The organism is Serratia plymuthica NBRC 102599 (assembly GCF_001590925.1).
In the GTDB taxonomy this organism is placed as follows: Bacteria; Pseudomonadota; Gammaproteobacteria; order Enterobacterales; family Enterobacteriaceae; genus Serratia; species Serratia plymuthica.
This window is the reverse complement of the sequence record NZ_BCTU01000024.1, coordinates 119,629-139,571: the sequence shown is the minus strand read 5'-3', so window position 1 is coordinate 139,571 and position 19,943 is coordinate 119,629. Positions and strand designations below refer to the sequence as shown.

Sequence of the window (19,943 nt, the reverse complement as noted above, 5' to 3'; positions counted from 1 at the left end):
CAGACGGGCGAAAGCCCGTTTCGTTTATCCGCGCGACGCTTCTGCGTTGAGCGCCCCCTGTTTTTCCTGCTGTTTCTTCTGATAACGTCTCGCCAACACTGCGCAAGTCATTAATTGCACCTGATGGAACACCATCAGTGGCAAAACCATAATCCCCACGGTTGAAGCCGGGAACAGGATATTGGCCATCGGGATACCGTTCGCCAGGCTTTTCTTCGAGCCGCAGAACACTATGGTGATTTCGTCGGCTTTGCTAAAGCCCATCCAGCGCGCCATGTAAGTGTTCACCACCAGCACGATCGTCAGCAGGACGATGCTGCCCACCACGATAAACACCAGCGAACCCATGCCCACCTGATGCCAGATACCGTGCGTGACCGCCTCACTGAAGGCGGCATAGACCACCAGCAGAATCGAGGTCTGGTCGGTTTTACCGATAAGCTTGCGGTTGCGTTCGATCCACTTGCCGATCAGCGGCCGTGACAAATGGCCGGCGACGAAGGGCACCAACAGTTGCAGCACAATCGAGCCGACCTGTTGCAGGCTGCCGGTTTCACCGTGGACGTTCATCAGCAGCCCGACCAACAGCGGTGAGACGAAGATCCCCAGCAGGCTGGAGGCCGACGCGCTGCACACCGCGGCGGCGACGTTGCCCCCCGCCAGCGAGGTAAAGGCGATGGCCGATTGCACGGTGGCGGGCAGAATGCACAGGTAGATAAAGCCGGAATACAGCTCTGGGCTGACGTCGATCGGCGACCACCATTTAAACAGCACGCCGAGCGCCGGAAAAATGATAAAGGTGCTGAACATCACCCACAGATGCAGCCGCCAGTTGTTGCTGCCGGCCAGAATGGCTTCGCGAGACAGCTTGGCGCCGTGCATAAAAAACAGCAGGGCGATGGCGGCGATGGTCAGCACGTTTAGCCAGCCGACAAATTCGCCCCGCGCAGGCAGGAACGACGCCAGCAATACGGTGGCGAGCAGCGTCAGGGTAAAGCGGTCGGGCAGGAATCTCATGGTGGCGTACTCGAATAAAAATGATGCGCTTATTGTGGCGCTGCGGGATATAATAATTAAATTGATTTATTTAATTTATTTATGAAAAAAATACATGAATTATTCCATCAAGCAGCTCAGAGTTTTTGTCGCCATTGCCCGGCATCGCAGCTTCAGCCGGGCCGGTGAGGCTATTGGCCTGACCCAGTCGGCGGTCAGCCACAGCGTGAAAGAACTGGAAGCGGAGATCGGTGTGCGCCTGCTGGACCGTACCACGCGCGAAGTGGTGCTGACCGACGCCGGGCAGCGGCTGGCCAATCGCGTGGAACGGCTGCTGGATGAATTGCAAACCTCGTTGCTGGATGCACGTAGCTTTGGCGTGCAACGCAGCGGCACGGTGCGCGTGGCTTCCAGCCAGACCATCTCCGCCCACCTGATGCCGCAATGCATCGCCGCCGGGGAGCAGCAGTATCCGGATATTCGCATCATGCTGCGTGACCAGGCGCAACAGCAGGTGCTGCACAGCATCCGTAACGCCGAGGTGGATTTTGGCATCGTGGTGGATCCGGTCCAGGCGGTGGATCTGGACTGCGAGCCGATTCTGCATGAACCCTTCCTGCTGCTGTGCCGCCGCGATCACCCGTTCGCCGCAATGCCCGAGGTGCACTGGTCGGCACTGAACGGCAGCCGTTTGGTGTTGCAGGATTATGCATCCGGCAGTCGGCCATTGATTGACAGCGCTTTGCGTCAGCAGGGAGTGGAAGCGCCGGTGGTGCAGGAAATCGGTCACCCGGCGACGCTGTTTCCCATGGTGGCGGCGGGTATCGGCATCAGCATTTTCCCGGCGCTGGCGTTACCGCTACCGGAAGGCGGGCAATTGAAAGTGTGTCGGCTGGTGCCGGAAATTAATCGTGCGCTGATGCTGGTGCGGCGTAAAAACCGCTCGTTGACGCCAGCTGCGGAGGTGATTTGGCAGGTAGTGGGGCAGCAGGCGGCGTTGTTGCAACAGCAACGCCGCCAACAGGTGGATTATTGAATCAGATATACACATCCACGGCATTCAGCGCGGTGGGGCGATTGACACCATCGCCTTTGACCGGGGCGCTGCCGGAGGCGGCTTTCGCCATCTGTTCCTGCTGCTGCTTTTCCATTTCTTCTTTCTGAATACGTTCGATTTCGGCCTGCAGCATTTTGATCTGCGCCTGGATCAGCTGTTTCTGTTTTTCGATCTCTTTGGCATCGCCGCCCGAGTCTTTGAGAGCCACCAGTTTTTGTTGCAGATCCTGGATCTGTTTATTCAGCGCCTTGATGCGTGCCGAGGCGCTGCTGTCCGAGATATTGACCTGTTCCTCGCTGCCGGCGCCTTCGGTTTCTTTGGGTTTACCGCCTTCGGGCTGCTGATTGACAGGCTTGGCCATCAGCACCTGGCCCTGTTTGCCGGGGGCGCTGAAGACGTTGCTGACGCCGGGTACGGTGTTTTTTACCGGCACGATCATGGTAATGCTGGTGGACATGATGCTCTCCCTGAGTCTTGATGTTTCTGCTCAAGGTATCGGCAGCGGTGGGTAAAACTTTACCCGCGAACTTGCCGTAGCCGCGGCCAGCGCTGCAGCCAGCCTTTGTCGGCCACCCTTTGCTCGAAGGTGTGGATATCGCCGTTTTTGGCATTGAAGGTAATGGTGTCGTCGAACAGTCGCTCAAGGCCGAAAGGCGCTACCAGTTGGATGCCGTCATCGGCGTTCAGACGCGCGCCAACCGCCGTTTCAAGTTCGGTCCAAAAGCTGATGGCATCCTCGCTGTTGAGGTAGGGCGCCCGCCCGCTGCGCAGGTGCATGCGAGCCTGATTTTTCACCGACCACGGCTGCGGCAACCACTGTTGCAGCCGCGCCTCCAGCATCCTATCGCGCTCCGCTTCCGACCGTTGCGGATCAAAATGAATCACGTCGATGTCGTTGAGCGGTGTCGGGGAGGCATAACCGTGGAGCCGGTCCCACACCAGATTGCGTACAAATCCGGCGCCCAGACACCAGTCGTTCAGGCCGAGCCGCCGTACGGTGCGCAACAGGGTCATTCTTTCGTTATCTTGCTGTAACCACTGGATAATTTTCTGATGCCGGTTCATTACCTCTCCTTTGTTGCGGCTACTGTAACCCGAAGCGCTCGCCGGCGGAATGCAATGCATGATTTTAGTGCAGGCTCAGGCTGCCCGGAGCCTGGCGGTAAACGGCATTAACTGAATGATTTCCTGTAAAAAATAAATTCATCTGTCGACTGACTACACTTGGTACAGGGTTTGCAACTTCCGGTGATCATTCCGGGCAGAACAGGGGAGCGCGATGTATCAGGCAACGCTTAGCCGGCGCAGCTACCGTTTCAATGATTTACGCCAACTGATGGCAAAGGCGTCACCGGCCCGTTCCGGCGACTATCTGGCGGAGGTGGCGGCGGAGAGCGCGGAGGAACGCATGGCGGCGCGCCTTGCGCTGGCGGAGGTACCGCTGAAAACGTTTTTGCAGCAGGTGCTGGTGCCTTACGAAGAAGATGAGGTCACGCGGCTGATTATCGACAGCCATGATGCCGTGGCCTTTGCGCCGATCTCCCACCTGACGGTGGGGGATTTCCGCGACTGGTTACTGAGCGAGCAAGCGGACAGCGCAATGCTGGCGCAGGTCGCCACCGGGATTACGCCTGAAATGGCGGCGGCGGTGAGCAAACTTATGCGTAATCAGGATCTGATCCTGGTGGCGAAGAAGTGCCGGGTGGTGACGCGATTTCGCAATACTCTCGGCCTGCCAGGCCGCATCAGCGTGCGCTTGCAGCCCAATCATCCGACCGACAGCCTGCAGGGCATCGCCGCCAGCATGCTCGATGGCCTGTTGTACGGCAGCGGCGACGCGGTGGTCGGTATCAACCCGGCCAGCGACAGCCTGCCGCTGCTGGAAAAGCTCAATTACATGCTGGATGACGTGATCCAGCGTTTCGCCATTCCCACACAGTCCTGCGTGCTGACGCACGTCACCAACACGCTGCGGCTGATGGAGCGCGGCGCGCCGGTGGATCTGGTGTTCCAGTCGATCGCCGGCACAGAAGCCGCCAACACCGGCTTCGGCATTAATCTGGCGCTGCTGGCGGAGGCGCAGCAGGCGGCGTTGAGCCTCAATCGCGGCACGCTGGGCAATAACGTGATGTATTTCGAAACCGGGCAGGGTAGTTGCCTGTCGGCCAATGCGCATCACGGCGTCGATCAGCAAACCTGCGAGGCGCGCGCCTATGCGGTAGCGCGCCATTTCTCTCCGTTGTTGATCAATACCGTGGTCGGATTTATCGGCCCGGAATATCTGTATGACGGTAAACAGATTATTCGCGCCGGGTTGGAGGATCACTTCTGCGGCAAGCTGCTCGGCCTGCCGCTGGGGTGCGACGTGTGCTACACCAATCATGCGGAGGCGGATCAGGATGACATGGACACGTTGCTGACGCTGTTGGCCACCGCCGGATTAACCTTTTTGATTGGCGTGCCGGGAGCGGACGACATCATGCTCAATTATCAGAGCACCTCCTTCCACGACGCGTTATATATCCGCGAACTGCTGGGGCTCAAACACGCACCGGAGTTTGCCGACTGGTTGGTGAAAATGCATATCACCGACGAACTGGGGCGGCTGCGCGATACGGCCTCCAACCATCCGTTGTTGCTGGCGTTGCAGGGAGAGAGTTGATGAATAAACCGGTTCACGTCAACAGCTGGGATGCGCTGCGCGCCTTTACCGATGCGCGTATCGCGTTGGGGCGCACCGGTGCCAGCCTGCCCACCGGGGAGCTGCTTAAATTCGGTCTGGCGCATGCGCAGGCGCGCGATGCGGTACACCAACCGTTCGACAGCGATACGCTGGGCGGGGCGTTGCAGGAGAGTGGCTGGCAGACGCTGACGGTGCACAGTCAGGCCGCTGATCGCACCGCCTACCTGAGCCGGCCGGATCTGGGGCGGCGGTTGGCGGCGGACAGCCGCAGTCTGCTGCTGGGCCTGCCGGACAAGGCGGCCGATTTGCTGCTGGTGGTGGCGGACGGTCTGTCTTCCAAGGCGGTGCACCGTCAGGCGTTACCCTTGTTGCAGGCGCTGCGGCCTTATCTCGATCTGTTGGGGCTATCCGTAGCGCCCGTGGTGCTGGCGCATCAGTCGCGGGTGGCGCTGGGGGATGATATCGGCGAGTGTCTGCAGGCAAAAGCGGTGGCGATATTGATTGGCGAGCGGCCGGGCCTGTCCTCGCCGGACAGCCTGGGCATTTACCTCACCTGGGGGCCGAACACCCGGCGGCGCGAGTCGGAGCGTAACTGTATTTCCAACGTTCGCCCGGAAGGGCTGGATTACCCGCAGGCGGCGTTCAAGTTGGCGTGGCTGCTGGAACAGGCGTTCCAGCGGGGTCTGACCGGGATTGAACTGAAAGACGAAAGCGATAACCCGGCGTTGTATGGCCGGGTATCGCCGCTTCATTCCCAACTGGGGGGCTGACCGATACTTTGCTGCAGCAGGGTGGTGAATGCGTTTAACCGGGCGGAGATCTTGGCCACCGGCCGCAGCAGGTAGATGCCCTGTTGTTCCTGGCGCGGATCCTCCAGCACGGGTTGCAAGCGGCTGGCCTGGATATCCGGGCCAACCACCCAGTTGGGTAAAAAGGTGATCCCCAATCCAAGCAGCGCCGCCTGGCGCTGGGCGGTAAAGTCGTTGCAGCGCAATACCATACTGCAACGGTTCAGTAGCTGGTCGCTGAGGATTTGCGTCCAGCAGGCCGGTTGCTGTTTATTATAACGGGCAATCAGCCGATGTTCCGGTAGCGCGTTCAGGTCCTCTGGGCAGCCATAGCGGGCGATATAGTCGGGGCTGGCACACATGACCCAGCGCTGAGTGGCTATTCGGCTGGCGTACAGCCCGCTGTCTTTCTGTTCGCCGATGCGGATGGCGGCGTCCAACAATTCCTGCGTCGGATCGGTCTGGCGTTCGGTCAGATCCAGGTCAACAAACAGCTGCGGGTAGCGTTCAGCCAGCGTCGGCAACAGCGGCAGGATGTAGGTCTTGCCAAAGGTCGGCAGGCAACTGATGCGCAACGTTCCCTGCGGCACATCACTCAGCGAGGCCAGTTCGGCGCGGATATCGGTGATGTCCGACAGCAGCGCCGCCGCCCGCGCCTTCAGCATTTCCCCGGCATCCGTCAGCATCAGGCCACGCGTCGAGCGGATAAACAGCGTGGCGCCAAGGGCGCTTTCCAGCGCGTCGATGTGGCGAACCAGCGAAGAGGGCACCATGCCCAGTTTACGGGCGGCAGCGGAGAAGCTGCCCAGCAGGGCCACTTCGAGAAATATCGGCAGATGTTCAACATAGCGGGCGTCATTCATCTTTGCATTATATGCAAAAGCGTTTCTTATGAATACCGTGTTCTCTGCCCACCGCATTGCGGTTACTCTTTTTCTGGGGCTTACGGACGGTAAGAGCGAACCGGGATCCCGCCGCAAAGAGAAAAATAGATAAACGAGTTTGATGACAACGGTGTTTTTACGACCGAGATACCCGGGCCTAGCGCACCGAGGGGCGCTCCGACGGCCAAGGCCGTTACGACCCCTTCGGCACGCTCTCCCTAATAACGGGCTTTGCCAGCAGATTGAATGTATAAATCAAGCGGATTTTAGACCTTAAAACAACCCCATTCTCCCAGGCACCGCCATGCGCCTGCGACAGTGATTGCTGCTTCAATACCAGAGTAAACGTTCAATTTGACGCTGTGCCCGCCAACAATGAAGAGAAGGATCATGCCAAGCGGGTGGCGCTGTATGAGCAGGCGCAGGTAATGATGCATGAGCAGATGCCGGCGTTGATGATTGCCCACTCGACCATTTTTGAGCCGGTGCGCAAGGAAGTGAAAGGCTACGAAATCGACCCGTTCGGCAAGCACATCTTCAAACAGGTATCGCTGGAGAAATATTGACATCCTCCCCGTCCTGAAGGACGGGGATCCCTACCGCGTTCAGACCCTAGCCTGACTCGCCTCGGCGGGTTCCTGCTTCAACGGGCGGCCTGACTGCACCCTCCCTCCACAGGCAAGTACGGCATGTCCTGCCGCTAAAATGTTACGTGCGCCATTGACATCGGCGTTCTCGGTGTAGCCGCATATCTGGCATTCAAACTTACTCTGAGATAGGCGGTTCTCTTTTGCTGTATGACCGCAGCAGGCGCACCGCTGGCTGGTATATGCGGGAGGAACCGCCAGCACCTGACCGCCTCGCCAGAGCTGCTTGTACTCAAGCTGGCGACGCATTTCATACCAGCCCTGATCCAGTATCGAACGATTTAGACCTGATTTGGCTCTCACCTTTCGCCCGTGTTGATCTGACGTGCCTTTTGCCGATTTCGATATGTTACCGACCTTCAAGTCCTCAATGACGATCATCGCGTGGTTTTTGCTGATTTCACTGGTGACTTTGTGAAGGTAGTCGCGCCGGATATTGGCTATGTGCGAGTGCAGATGCTGGATTTTCCGCTTCTGTTTCTGCCAGTTTGAGCTGAACTTGACTTTGCGGCTTAACTGCCGCTGGAGTGTTGCCAGCTTGCACTGGTTTGCTTTGAAGCTGTTGACGGGCGGGTATACCGTGCCATCTGAAAGCGTGGCGAGTTTCGTGACTCCGGCATCCAGACCGACCATTGAAGCCGCGTTGTGAGCGGGTTCTGGAACGTCGTATTCTGTCTGAATGCTGACGTACCATTTGCCGCATGACTGGCTGACCGTCACGTTTTTTACTACGCCAATGATTTCACGGCTGTTGCGATAACGTATCCACCCCAGCTTAGGCAGCGATATCCGACTGTTGACGTGATCGAGCTTCACCCCTTGCGGGTAGCGGAATGCATCGTTTTGCCCGCGTTTTTTGAAGCGCGGGAATGCGGCGCGCTTCTGGAAGAAATTCTTGTAGCCGCGCTCCAGATCCTTCAGTGACTGCTGCAATGGCTGAGATGGGGCCTCTTTGAGCCATTGTGTTTCAGGATTTGCTTTCCACTCAATGAGCCATGAAGCCATTTTTGTATAGGGAAGATACTTATTCTCCGCCTCGTGGTTCTCATTCTGAAGTGCCAAAGCACGGTTAAAAACGAATCGACAAGCCCCAGCGAAGCGCCGCATTTCGCGCTCCTGCTGACCCTTTGGTCTTAACGGGAATTTAAAGGCTTGAAGTCGTTTCATGACTATTATTATACTTTGGTCTATGACAAAAGAAACCGATATTCGCCGGGGAAGACACTGCGTTTTTCTGATGCATATTCACTTGGTATTCGTTGCCAAATATCGACGAAAAGTATTTGATCAGGACGCCATCGAGAAGCTGCGCAGTTACTTTGCCAGTGTATGTGCTGATTTTGACGTTGAGCTGGTCGAAATGGACGGCGAACACGATCACGTGCATCTGTTGATCAACTACCCGCCAAAATTGGCAGTTTCCAACCTGGTCAACAGTCTTAAAGGGGTATCCAGCAGATTACTTCGCCGGGATCGGCCCGATATAGCTCAACGCTATTACTACAAAGGCGTTCTGTGGACACCGAGTTATTTTGCAAGCAGTTGCGGTGGTGCGTCGATATCGCTCATCCGGCAATACATTGAGCAGCAGCAAACACCAGGTTAGTCGGAAAACCGCGCCTTATATCCCCTCCCTGAAGGACGGGGTTTTACGGCGCACCTGATAAAAAAGGGGCTGCGTGGCAGCCCCCGGTCTTTCTCAACAGGCATCAGAAATGCGTGTTGATGCTCATATAATAAGTGCGGCCCGGTTCGTTGTAGGTTGCAGCACCCGCTCCGGCGATGTTGATGGCGCCGGTGTTGGGATCGCCAACGTTTTGCGCGTTGCCGGCGCGGAACTGGCGTTTGTCGAACAGGTTGTCGATGCCGGCGGTGACGCTGACGTTTTTGGTGACGTCATAGGTGGCGCTGGCGCCGACGATGGCGTAAGGGCTGACCTCGCGGGTTTCGCTGCCGGTCGCCGGTTTACCCTGATAGTTGTACTTTTTCGGCTTCTGACGGCCGTACCAGGTCAGGGTCGATTGCATTGACAGTTCCTGGGTTGCCTGCCAGCTCAGCGTCGAGTTGATAGTGAATTTAGGGATCACCGACAGATAATCGCCGGTGCTCTTGTTCTTGTTCTCGATCATGTAGGTGGCGTTGTTGCTCCAGGAAAGGGTCTCGTTGATCGGTACGTTCAGTGTACCTTCCAGGCCCTGTACGACCGCTTTCGGCACGTTTTCCCACTGATAAACTGCCGTACCTGTGCTGCTGGTGGCGATTTTGCTGTTGCCCGCCTCGATCTTGTTGCGGTAATCGTTGCGGAAGTAAGTCACCCCGGCCAGCCAGCCTTCATGATGGAATTCCAGCCCGATCTCTTTGTTGACGCTGGTTTCCGCCTTCAAATCGTCGTTGCCGAGCAGATAGCAGCCATTTTTGGTATCGCTGGCCGCACAACCTTGCCCCTTGCTGTACAGCAAATAGTTTTGGTTGGTCTGGAACAGCGTCGGCGCTTTGTAGGCGCGGGCGATGCCCATTTTCAGCGTGAAGTTGTCGCCCAACTCTTGCGACAGGTTTAGCGCCGGGCTCCAGTTATTACCGGACTCGGAATGGTGATCGTAACGCAGGCCGGGCGTCAGCATGGTGCTGTCGGTCAGCTCGATATTGTCCTCGGCGAACAGCGAGAAGATATTCGCCGAAGCGTAAGGGCTACGGGTGCCGGTCTCTGTGCCAGGAATGGTGCCGCCCATCAGCGTTTGGCTGGTTGACGTGCCATCCTTCATGCGCTGCTGGTTCCACTCGGTGCCCAGCGTGGCGGTTTGCGTGACGCCCAATTCAAACGGCACGCTGACTTCGCTGTGCGCCAGAAAATCGTCCAGCTTGGTGGTGCCGAAGCCTTCATTTTTGGTGTCGAAAATACCCTCGGTGCCGCCGGCCAAACCTTCGTTCAGACGCGTATTACGCGTGCGCTCGAACCGAACGTAATTGTTGGTGCTGACTCCGTTGTCCCAGGCGCCGCGATGGTTGAGGCCGAAGGTTTCGCGGTAGATGCGGTTGGTCTCTTTGCCGTAGTTGCTTTGCACCAGCGCGTTGGTGTTGGTGTTTTGCGTATCGCCTGCGTACAGGTTGCCCTGGCGGCCATAGGAATATTCAAACTCCAGCGACTGCAAGCGGGCGAAGTCCCAGTGCAGCAGGGCGTCGATGTTTTTGTCGACCACCCCTTCACGCCCGGAGGGAATGCTGCTGGCATAAGCGCCTGCGCGTTCGGATTTGTGCGATTCGTTAATATCCCAGGCGTCGGCCTGCGTTTTGCTGTAGCCGCCGAACAGGCGAAAGCTCAACTGGTCGCTCAGCGGGCCGGACAGGCTGAAGTCGGTGCGCTTGGTAGATCCTTCCTGCTTATGCTGCGGCACGTTGAAATAAGTGTTCAGCGAGCCGTGCAGATCTTTGGTGCTCTTTTTGGTGATGATATTGACCACGCCGCCGGCGGCGCCGTTGCCATAGCGTGCAGCGGCCGGACCGCGCAGCACTTCGATGCGTTCGATCATCTCCGGTGGCACCCAGGCGGTATCGCCGCGGCTGTCACGTTCGCCGCGCCACCCCTGGCGCACCGAGTTGCGGCTGCTGGCCGGAATACCGTCGATCAGAATCAGGGTGTTTTCCGGGCCCATGCCGCGAATATCGATCTGGCGGTTGTTACCGCGCTGGCCGCTGGTGGAGTTGCCGGTCAGGTTAACGCCGGGCATGGTACGGATCAGTTCGCTGATATCGCGCGCCGGAGGGCGTTTTTTGATTTCGTCGGCGGTGATGGTGGATACCCCCGGAGCCTGCAGGTTTTGTCGGGCAGCGGTGACGACAATGGTGTCCTCGGCGGCGGCTTTTTTGCTTTTGGCGGCGGTATCGGTTTCTGCGGTGGTATCAGTTTGCTGTGCGGCGTGCGCAAAGGCGGACGCGCCTAACCCTAACCCGATGAGTGTGGCTAAAGAATAACGTGAAAGTTTGCGGTTCATTTGAGTGTTCCTACCTTGCTGCCTTTCCCGGGGCCGAAGACAGGCCTCCAGCAGAGAGAAGGGCGGTTGTAGTTTTTGTGATCGCGGAAATAAAAATCCAACAGACCGAGACGCAACGGCATTGGATTCGGCGCTAAAAAGCGATATCCGTCCCTGTTGAAGAATACCTGCTCTGTTTACGAGCCTTAACACACTATTGCAAACGCAAATAATTATCAATAGTATTCGGTTTACCGTTTTTAGGCAGCGCCTCGCGCCGCGAATGTGCCGGCGTTCTTGAAGCTGCCAGCTAAAAGTGAATAGGCGTTTTGAAAACAAAATCCGAGTCAGAAAGCAGCAGATTATTATCGAGCAAGCACGCCGGGCGTCATGGATGGTGGCTGAATATCGCCAAACGCGGTACGCCGCTGGTGGAGCTGCAAGGAGATGGGCGAGGGAAGGTCACATTTTTATGGCGTGATCCTCAGGGATGTGAGCTCACTTCAGCCTATCAACGCGTCTGGATCCACATCAACTGCCTCACCGATCATCATCAGCCCTCGCCACCGCAGAGCTTGCAACGGCTGGAAGGGACCGACGTCTGGTATTGGCAAACCGAGCTGAACGCCGACTGGCGTGGCAGTTACTGCTTTATGCCCTGCATGGACGATCGGCCGCTGACGCTCAGCGATAACGATGCGCACGCCAATATGCATTCGGTCCGTCACTGGTGGCATCAGGTGTTTGCCAGCGCCACCCACGATCTGCTTAATCCTCATCGCTCCTGGTTCGGCGCCAACGGCAACGTCTTGTCCGGCCTGCATATGCCGGCGGCGCTGCCGCAGCCGGCCTGGCAGGATTTCGAACGCTATGCGTCGGCCTGCGGGCGTTGTACCCCGGCTCCGCCCGCCAGGCTGCAACGCCACAGCTGGCACAGTGCGCGGCTGGGCAATACCCGTAACGTTTGGGTTTACACCACCGGCGACAGCAACCCGGCGCAACGGCCGTTGGCCCTGCTGCTGGACGGCCAGTTCTGGTCGAGCAACATGCCGGTCTGGGATCCGCTGATGCAACTGACTCGTGAAGGTAAACTGCCGGAGGCGGTGTATCTGTTGATCGATGCCATCGATCAAAAACAGCGTGCGCATGAGTTAGCCTGCAATGAGGATTTTTGGTTGGCGGTGCAGGAAGAACTGCTGCCGCAATTGGCTGAATGGGCACCCCACAGCGGCAACCCTGCAAGCACGCTGGTGTGTGGCCAGAGCTTCGGCGGCCTGTCTTCGCTGTATGCCGGTCTCCACTGGCCGCAGCGTTTTGGCGGCGTGATTGCTCAGTCCGGCTCTTTCTGGTGGCCGCGTCGCGACATGTACCAGCAACCTGCCGTGCCGGCCGATGCCGGTTGGCTGCTGCGCCAGGCCGAACGAAGCGTTGGCCGCAAGGGTGGATTGAAGGTGTTCATGGAGGCCGGCACCCACGAACAGGTGGCGCGCAGGGTAAATGATCGGATGGCGGATGTGCTGCGTGATGCCGGCCATCAGGTGCAATACCGGGTGGTGGAAGGCGGGCACGACTCTCTGTGCTGGCGCGGCGGGTTGATCGACGGGCTGCAGGCGTTGTGGGCGGATCAGCCTGCGGCGCCATTCGCCAGGCTAACTTTCAAAGTCCAAGGAGTCCGTGATGGAAACTCTGAACCCGTTCGATGATGAACACCAAATCTGCCTGATTCTGCAAAACGATGAGCGGCAATACAGCCTGTGGCCTGATTTCAGCGCAGTACCGGCGGGGTGGACGCCGGTTTTCGGCCCGGCGGTACGCTCGCTGTGCGTGAGCTGGCTGGAACAGCATTGGCAGGATATGCGGCCCGCATCGCTGCGTAAGGCGTGATGGCGCCATTACCGTTAACAGGAGTCACTCCCTTGTCAGACCCTATTTTATTACCGACCGAAGCGCGGCCTGCCACTGAATTGCCGCTGGTCGCCGCGCAACCTGGCATCTGGGTGGCCGATCAAATATCGCCGTACGCCAATGCCTATGCGGTTTCCCACTATATCGAACTCAGCGGCCCACTGAACGAAGAGCGGCTATTGCAGGCGATTGCGCAGGGGTTGTCCGAAGTCGATACTCTTCAGCTCCGCTTTGAAGAGCGGGACGGGGTGCCGGTACAGTGGCATGACGCCGACCTGGCGATCCTGCCGACGGAATATCTCGATCTGCGCGGCTCTCCCGATGCCTTGGCGGCGGCGCAGGCGGTGATGCAGTTGGATATGTCCGGTGATTTGCGCATCGGCAGCGGCAAGGCGCTGTACCGCCATATGTTGATCCACCTGTCGGACCGGCGTTGGTTCTGGTATCAGCGCTACCACCATATTCTGGTCGATGGCTTCAGTTTTACCGCCATTGCCCGCAGAATCGCTCATATTTACAGCCGCATACTGAACGATGAACAGCCTGATCCGACGCCGTTTACCTCCTTCAGCGAGGTGGTGGCGGAATATCAGCGCTACCAGCAGTCGGCAACCTGCCAGCGCGATGCCGCTTTTTGGCTGAACAAGGCGCAGCAGTTGCCTGCGCCGGCCACGCTTTGCCCGCAGCCGCTGGCCGGGCAGACGCCAACCACCCGCATCCACCGGTTATCGCAGCTGTGCGATCGTCAAGATTTTACCCAACTGGTGAACGCCAGCCCGCAGCAGTTCAGCGTGGCGGATATGGCGCTGGCGCTGGTGGCGCTGTGGGTGTCTCGCCTGAGCGGCCACGGCAGCTTCAGCGCCGGTTTCATCTTTATGCGCCGCACCGGTTCTGCTGCGCTGTGCGCCAACGGCCCGGTGATCAACGTATTGCCGATCGAAATGCACCTCGATCCCCAGGCCACGCTGTGCGAGATCGCCGGTGGCATCGGCCGTGAGTTGAAAACCGTCCGTCGTCATCAGCGTTACGAGGCGGAACAAATCCAGCGTGATTTGGGACGGATTGGCGATGCTCAGCCGCTGTACGGCACCGTTTTCAACTTTAAAATGTTCGATTTCCAGCTGGATTTCGGCGGTATCGAAGGCATTACTCACGAGTTGGCCTCGGGGCCGGTACGGGATCTGGAGATCGCGCTGTATCTCGACGAGGCCGGCACGCTGAAAGTGGATCTGCTGGCCAATGCCGAACGTTATCAGCGCGATGAGCTGGCGGCGCATTTACAGCGCCTGCCGCTGTTGCTGCGTCAGTTTGCCGCCCGGCCGCAAATGCCGATTGGCGAAGCCGATTTGCTGACCGAACAGGACCGCCAACTGCTGGCCAGGGTTAACGACACCGCTCATCCGGTGGCGGCGCAAACCCTCAGCGGCCTGCTGGCCGAACAGGCGCAGAAAACCCCGGACGCCCCGGCGCTGAGAGACGCGCAATACCGGTTCAGTTATCGCGAAACCCGTGAACAGGTCACCGCGCTGGCGCGCCAACTGACGGCACAGGGTGTACAGCCCGGCGATATCGTTGCCGTTGCGCTGCCGCGCTCGGTGTTCCTGTCGCTGGCGCTGATGGCGATTGTCGAAGCGGGGGCCGCCTACTTGCCGCTGGACACCGGCTACCCTGACGAACGCCTCGGCATGATGCTGGAAGATGCCGTACCGCGACTGATCATCACCGAACCTACCCAGCAGGCGCGTTTTGCCGACAAGGGAGAAATCCTGCTGTTTGATTCGCCTCTGGCCGTCGACTGCGCGGCTGAGGCGATACTCAGCGGGCCAACGCCGCATCACCCGGCTTACATCATCTTTACTTCCGGTTCTACCGGGCGGCCGAAAGGCGTGCTGGTGGGGCATCAGGCGATCGTCAACCGTTTGCTGTGGATGCAGCATCAGTATCCACTGGCGGCGAACGATGTGGTGCTGCAGAAAACGCCATGCAGCTTTGACGTCTCGGTGTGGGAGTTTTTCTGGCCGTTGATGGTGGGGGCCCAGTTGGTGATGGCACCGCCGGAAGCGCACCGCGACCCGCAACAGCTGTTGGCGTTGATTGACCGGCATCGGGTTACCACGCTGCATTTCGTGCCTTCGATGCTGGCGGCCTTTGTCGGCGCGCTGGACAACTCGCCGGCGGTGGCCTGCTGTGCGCCGTTGCGGCAGGTCTTTTGCAGCGGCGAAGCGCTGCCGGCTGAGCTGTGTCGCCTGTGGCAAAGCCGCACTGGCGTGCCCTTGCATAATCTGTATGGCCCGACCGAAGCGGCGGTGGATGTCAGTTGGCATCCGGCCTGGGGCGAGTCGCTGGCGGCAATCACGGGCGCCAATGTGCCGATCGGCCTGCCGGTGTGGAATACCGGGCTGCGCATCCTGGATGCGCGTCTGCGGCCGGTGCCGCCGGGCGTGGCCGGCGATTTGTATCTTACCGGCGTGCAGCTGGCGCAGGGCTATCTTGGCCGCCCGGAACTGACCGCCAGCCGCTTTGTGGCCGATCCCGAAGGCAACGGCGGACGGATGTATCGTACCGGCGACGTTGCGCGCTGGCTGCCGGGTGGCGAAGTGGAATACCTCGGCCGCAGCGACGATCAGCTAAAAATTCGTGGTCAGCGCATTGAGCTGAGCGAAATCGACCATGCATTGCTGTCGCTGCCTGGCATTAAGCAGGCGGTGACCTATGCGCTGGTACTGGGCAATACGCCGGCAGACACCGGCGGTGGGGACGCCCGCCAACTGGTGGGTTACCTGGTGGCCCAGCCTGGCGTGCGCCTGGATCTCGACGGCCTGCGTGCCGCCTTGGCCGATCGCCTGCCGCCACACATGGTGCCGGTGGCGTTGGTTGAGATGGACTCTTTACCGCTAAGCGCTAACGGCAAGCTGGATCGCAAAGCGCTGCCGCAGCCGCAAAACGGCGTCAGGGCTGCGGGTCGTGAACCTGAACCCGGGCTGGAGACGGCGATCGCTGCGGTATTTGCGCGCTTGCTGCAACGTGAAACCGTATTTGCCGACGATGACTTCTTCGCCCTCGGCGGCCACTCGCTGCTGGCTATGCGGCTGGCGGCGGAGCTGCGGCGTGAGTTGGGCAAGGCGGTTTCGGTAGGGCAGGTGATGGTCGCTTCCCGTGTGGAACAGCTGGCGCAACTGCTAACGCAAGAACGCACCCAGGAAGAAGCCGACCAAACCGGTTTTGACAGCGTATTGCCGCTGCGCACCACCGATGGCCCGACGCTGTTCTGCCTGCATCCGGCTTCCGGATTCTCCTGGCAGTTCAGCGTGTTGCCGCGCTATATCGATCAACATTGGTCACTGGTGGGCATTCAGTCGCCACGTCCGGATGGCCCGCTGGCGCTCAGCGAGAATATGGATCAGGTGTGCGAGGCGCATCTGGCGACGGTATTGCAGGTTCAGCCACAGGGGCCTTACCACTTTATCGGTTATTCGCTGGGTGGCACCTTGGCGCAGGGGATCGCCGCTAGGTTGCAGGCGCGAGGCGAAAAAGTGGCCTTTCTCGGCCTGCTGGATACCTATCCGCCGGAAACGCAAAACTGGGACGTGATGCTGGATGACAACGTGCTGAAAGAAGTGCAGCGCGAACGCCAGCAGTTCCTGGCGGTATCGGAAGATACGCTGGATCCGGCACTGGGCGAAACCCGGGTGGCGATGTTCGATAATATCGAAGCCAACTATGCTGATTCGGTGCGTCTGCTTTCCGCGACCCATACGGCGAATTTCAGCGGGCAGGCGACGCTGTTTGTCGCGCGTCAGACGTTGCAGGAAGGGATGGACGTGCAGCAAACCTGGGCGGAATATGTGGATGCCTTGCAGGTTCATGAACTGGATTGCGCGCACGTAGATATCGTCTCACCGGCGTCGTTTAAGGTGCTGGGGCCCTTGCTGAACCGCATTCTAAGAGCGCTGTAATACCCGTCGTCTTTCAAGCCGCCCCGTTGTTAGTTGTACGACAAGGCCCATTCGTGGGCCTTGTCCTTTTAGGAGCGCTGCGAACCGCGTTCAAATCTGCGGGAAATCATTTCCCCAGCGGCACCACCAGCGGCGTGTGCGAGACAGGATCGTCAATGATCATGCAGCGCAGGCCGTACACTTCTTCGATCAACTCCGGCGTCACGATATCCTTAGGTGCACCTTCGGCCACCACTTTGCCGCCGCGCATGGCGATCAGATGGGTGGCGTAACGGCAGGCGTGGTTGAGATCGTGCAGCACTACCACCAGCGTGTGGCCGTTTTCACGGTTTAATTGACGCATCAATTCCAGCAGGTCGATCTGATGGCTAATGTCCAGCCAGGTGGTCGGTTCATCCAGCAACAGCAGCGGCGTTTGCTGCGCCAGCACCATCGCAATCCAGACCCGCTGACGCTGCCCGCCGGAAAGCGTATCCACCGGCTGTTCGGCCAGTTCAAACACGCCGGTGGAACGCATTGCCTGCTCCACCGCTTGCTGGTCTTCTTCGCGCCAACGGCTGAACAGGCGCTGATGCGGGTAGCGGCCACGGGCCACCAGATCAAACACGGTGATGTCGCCGGGAGCGGTCGAACTTTGCGGCAGCAGGCCTAACTGGCGCGCCACCTCTTTGGTGGCGTATTCGCTGATGTGCTTGCCGTTCAGCCAGACCGTTCCGGCTTGCGGTTGCATCAGGCGGCTGAGGGTGCGCAGCAGGGTAGATTTACCGCAGGCGTTCGGCCCGATAATCACCGTCAGTTCGCCCTGGGGGATAGAGACGCAAAGATCGCTCGCTACGATTTTCTTGTCATAGCTTAGCGTCAGGTGTTCAGCGCGCAGCGGCGCGGGCAGCAGGGGTTCAGCATTCATTTTTTTCGTGACTCACGGATTAACAGCCAAATCAGATAAATGCCGCCGAGGCTGACGGTCAGCACGCCTACCGGCAGTTGATAAGGCATAAACAGGCGCTGGGCGGCGACATCGGCGATCAGCAGCAACAGCGCGCCGGTCAGGGCGGTCAGCAACAGGACGCTGCGGTTGGCGCACAGGCGGCGGGCAATCTGCGGCGCCACCAGTGCAATAAAGGAGATCGGCCCGGCCACGGCGGTGGCGGCAGCGGTCAGCGTTACGCCGATCAGCAGCAGCAGCACGCGCGAACGTTCCACCGGTACGCCGAGGGCGCAGGCGGTGTCGTCACCCATTTCCAGCAGCCGCATGCGGCGTGACAGCGTCAGCAACAGCAGGCAGCACAGCGCGATCACCGCCAGCACCGGCAGGCTTTTTGCCCAGCTTATGCCGTTAAGTGACCCTGCGCTCCACAGCCCGGCGGTCATGGCGGATTCCAGCGAGGCGCTGATGATAAGCCAGGTATTGCCGGCCACCAGCAGGGCGCGCACGGCGATGCCGACGATAATCAAACGGAAAGCCTCGACACCGTTGCGCCATGCCAGCAGATAAACCAGCGCGGCGGTCAGCAGGCCACCGGCCAGCGCCCCGGAGGTGATGCCGATAACACCGCCGTTAAACAGCACTATGGCGACCAATACGCCGCTGTAGGCGCCAGTATTGAAGCCAATCACGTCCGGGCTGCCGAGCGGGTTGCGCAGCAGAGACTGGAAAATAGCGCCGCTGATCCCGAGTGCGGCGCCCAACAGCAACGCCATAGTGACGCGTGGCAGGCGCCACTGGGTGACTATCACCGTCAGGTTTGCCGGGCCTTTGCCGAGGAGAGCATCGATCACCTGCGTGGCGTTAAGCGAAAGGGAACCGGAACCTAGGGCGTAAATCGCCAGTACCCCGCAGGCAAGCGCCAGTATCGACGCGGTCAGCGCCGGCCGCGACAGGGCACGCAATTTTTGGTCGGTCATCAGACGGGCTGCCAGCATCGACATTAGCGTTGCCTCCTGAACATATGGCGTTGGCGCACCAGCATGATCAGCAGCGGTGCGCCAATCAGGGCGGTCACGATGGAAACGCGCAGTTCGCCGGCCACCAGGAAGCGGCCAATCAGATCGGCGCTCAGCAACAGGATGGGGGTCAATACCAACGTCCACGGCAGCATCCAGTGCAGCTCGGAGCCGGCCAGCCGCCGGGCAATGTGCGGCATCATCAGGCCGACGAAGGCAATCGGGCCGACGGCGGCGGTGGCGCCGCCGCACAGCAGGGTGATCGCCAGCAGGCCCAGCAATTGGGTGCGGACGATGCCGGTGCCCAGCGCAGTGGCTAATTCGTTGCCCATGCTCAGGCTGTTAAGCGATTTGCTCATCCACAGCGTGATTAGCGTGCCGAGCAGGATCGGCAGGGTGACGGTGCGCACCACCTGCATATTTTGAATATCCAGCGAACCGGCCTGCCAAAACCGCAGTTGATCGAACACCAGCGGATTGAGCAGAGAAATCCCTGAGGTCATTCCCTCCAGCACCGCCGCCATCGCGACCCCGGCCAGCGTCAGGCGGACCGGGTTCAGGCTGCTGCCGCCCAGCGCGCCGATCAACGCGACCAGCAGCGCAGCGAACATCGCCCCGGCAAAGGCGAACCACAGGTATTGGCTAACCTCGGCGGCACCAAAGAAGGTGATGCCCAGTACCACGGCAAATCCCGCCCCGGCGTTCACGCCGAGAATGCCCGGATCGGCCAGTGGGTTGCGGGTGAGGGTTTGCATCAATACGCCGGACAGGCCCAGCGCAATGCCGGCCAATACGCCTACCAGCGTGCGCGGCAACCTGGCTTCGGTAATGATGGTGCAGTCTGCCCCGCTGCATTGACCGTTCAGCGCCTGGATAACCGTGTCAAAAGGAATGGATTTAGCGCCGAGCGACAGGCTGAGCAGCATAACGGCCAACAGCGCGCAAACGGCAAGCAGCAAACCAAACAGTTTGCGATGAAATGAGTGGGGAGTGCCGCTAATAAGACGATCCCTGGGGGCCGGAATGGACGGTGCGCCATTGCGTGTAATCCGTAACATAACAATCCGTTATTTAATTGAATATAAATGATATTTATTATCATTATTGATTGCTTT

The 19,943-nt window shown here is 59.3% G+C and carries 16 protein-coding genes and 1 pseudogene; 8 read left to right on the top strand and 9 right to left on the bottom strand.

What is annotated here, in order from left to right; translation table 11 throughout:
* Positions 1-24: 24 nt before the first annotated feature.
* A complete protein-coding gene (locus SPL01S_RS16930) occupies positions 25-1,017 on the bottom strand; it encodes a bile acid:sodium symporter family protein (protein WP_062868188.1) in 993 nt (330 codons plus the stop codon).
* 94 nt (positions 1,018-1,111) lie between these two features.
* Here SPL01S_RS16930 and SPL01S_RS16925 point away from each other — a divergent pair, with 94 nt between their 5' ends.
* The gene (locus tag SPL01S_RS16925) at positions 1,112-2,032 is read left to right on the top strand and encodes a LysR family transcriptional regulator (RefSeq protein ID WP_063201422.1); all 921 of its coding nucleotides are present in this window, start codon (positions 1,112-1,114) and stop codon (positions 2,030-2,032) included.
* Position 2,033: 1 nt separating this feature from the next.
* Here the strand turns inward: SPL01S_RS16925 and SPL01S_RS16920 are convergent, their stop codons facing one another.
* Positions 2,034-2,510: a FlxA-like family protein gene (locus SPL01S_RS16920; RefSeq protein ID WP_062868186.1), complete on the bottom strand. Its 477-nt coding sequence runs from the start codon at positions 2,508-2,510 to the stop codon at positions 2,034-2,036.
* Positions 2,511-2,569: 59 nt separating this feature from the next.
* Positions 2,570-3,118, bottom strand: a complete 549-nt coding sequence (locus SPL01S_RS16915; protein ID WP_063201419.1) for a nucleotidyltransferase family protein — start codon at positions 3,116-3,118, stop codon at positions 2,570-2,572.
* Positions 3,119-3,332: 214 nt separating this feature from the next.
* On the opposite strand from SPL01S_RS16915, the gene SPL01S_RS16910 reads away from it, so the two are divergent.
* Positions 3,333-4,715, top strand: coding sequence for an ethanolamine ammonia-lyase subunit EutB (locus SPL01S_RS16910; protein ID WP_063201416.1), 1,383 nt, complete (start codon positions 3,333-3,335; stop codon positions 4,713-4,715).
* Positions 4,715-5,506: an ethanolamine ammonia-lyase subunit EutC gene (gene eutC, locus SPL01S_RS16905; protein WP_063201412.1), complete on the top strand. Its 792-nt coding sequence runs from the start codon at positions 4,715-4,717 to the stop codon at positions 5,504-5,506. Before SPL01S_RS16910 ends, eutC begins: the two co-directional genes overlap by 1 nt.
* On the opposite strand, the gene SPL01S_RS16900 is transcribed toward eutC, so the two are convergent.
* Positions 5,485-6,444, bottom strand: a complete 960-nt coding sequence (locus tag SPL01S_RS16900; RefSeq protein WP_063201409.1) for a LysR family transcriptional regulator — start codon at positions 6,442-6,444, stop codon at positions 5,485-5,487. The two genes, eutC and SPL01S_RS16900, sit on opposite strands and share 22 nt — an antisense overlap.
* Before the next feature lie 350 nt (positions 6,445-6,794).
* Between SPL01S_RS16900 and SPL01S_RS24760 the strand changes: the two are divergent.
* A pseudogene (locus SPL01S_RS24760) lies at positions 6,795-6,974 on the top strand (ABC transporter substrate-binding protein); the annotation flags it as partial.
* A gap of 39 nt (positions 6,975-7,013) precedes the next feature.
* On the opposite strand, the gene SPL01S_RS16895 reads toward SPL01S_RS24760, so the two are convergent.
* Entirely contained in the window at positions 7,014-8,222 is a 1,209-nt protein-coding gene (locus tag SPL01S_RS16895) for an RNA-guided endonuclease InsQ/TnpB family protein (protein WP_063201406.1), read from the bottom strand.
* Positions 8,223-8,244: 22 nt separating this feature from the next.
* On the opposite strand from SPL01S_RS16895, the gene tnpA reads away from it, so the two are divergent.
* A complete protein-coding gene (gene tnpA / locus SPL01S_RS16890; protein WP_063201493.1) occupies positions 8,245-8,661 on the top strand; it encodes an IS200/IS605 family transposase in 417 nt (138 codons plus the stop codon).
* Positions 8,662-8,764: 103 nt separating this feature from the next.
* On the opposite strand, the gene SPL01S_RS16885 is transcribed toward tnpA, so the two are convergent.
* On the bottom strand, positions 8,765-11,044 hold the full coding sequence (locus SPL01S_RS16885) for a TonB-dependent siderophore receptor (RefSeq protein WP_063201403.1): 2,280 nt from the start codon (positions 11,042-11,044) through the stop codon (positions 8,765-8,767).
* Positions 11,045-11,352: 308 nt separating this feature from the next.
* On the opposite strand from SPL01S_RS16885, the gene fes reads away from it, so the two are divergent.
* The 3 genes from fes to SPL01S_RS16870 are packed head-to-tail and all read left to right on the top strand — an operon-like array spanning position 11,353 to position 16,884.
* Complete coding sequence (gene fes / locus SPL01S_RS16880) at positions 11,353-12,726, top strand: enterochelin esterase (protein WP_063201400.1); 1,374 nt, start codon at positions 11,353-11,355, stop codon at positions 12,724-12,726.
* On the top strand, positions 12,701-12,907 hold the full coding sequence (locus SPL01S_RS16875) for an MbtH family protein (protein WP_062868178.1): 207 nt from the start codon (positions 12,701-12,703) through the stop codon (positions 12,905-12,907). The genes fes and SPL01S_RS16875 overlap by 26 nt, the downstream gene beginning before the upstream one ends.
* Before the next feature lie 32 nt (positions 12,908-12,939).
* On the top strand, positions 12,940-16,884 hold the full coding sequence (locus SPL01S_RS16870; RefSeq protein WP_063201397.1) for an enterobactin synthase subunit F: 3,945 nt from the start codon (positions 12,940-12,942) through the stop codon (positions 16,882-16,884).
* A gap of 106 nt (positions 16,885-16,990) precedes the next feature.
* Here the strand turns inward: SPL01S_RS16870 and SPL01S_RS16865 are convergent, their stop codons facing one another.
* Genes SPL01S_RS16865 through fepD form a run of 3 tightly spaced genes read right to left on the bottom strand, consistent with a single transcriptional unit; the run spans position 16,991 to position 19,886 of the window.
* Positions 16,991-17,791, bottom strand: coding sequence for an ATP-binding cassette domain-containing protein (locus SPL01S_RS16865; protein ID WP_062868176.1), 801 nt, complete (start codon positions 17,789-17,791; stop codon positions 16,991-16,993).
* On the bottom strand, positions 17,788-18,813 hold the full coding sequence (fepG, locus tag SPL01S_RS16860; protein ID WP_081113165.1) for an iron-enterobactin ABC transporter permease: 1,026 nt from the start codon (positions 18,811-18,813) through the stop codon (positions 17,788-17,790). Before fepG ends, SPL01S_RS16865 begins: the two co-directional genes overlap by 4 nt.
* Positions 18,813-19,886: a Fe(3+)-siderophore ABC transporter permease gene (gene fepD, locus SPL01S_RS16855; RefSeq protein ID WP_063201393.1), complete on the bottom strand. Its 1,074-nt coding sequence runs from the start codon at positions 19,884-19,886 to the stop codon at positions 18,813-18,815. The genes fepG and fepD overlap by 1 nt, the downstream gene beginning before the upstream one ends.
* Between the last annotated feature and the right edge of the window lie 57 nt (positions 19,887-19,943).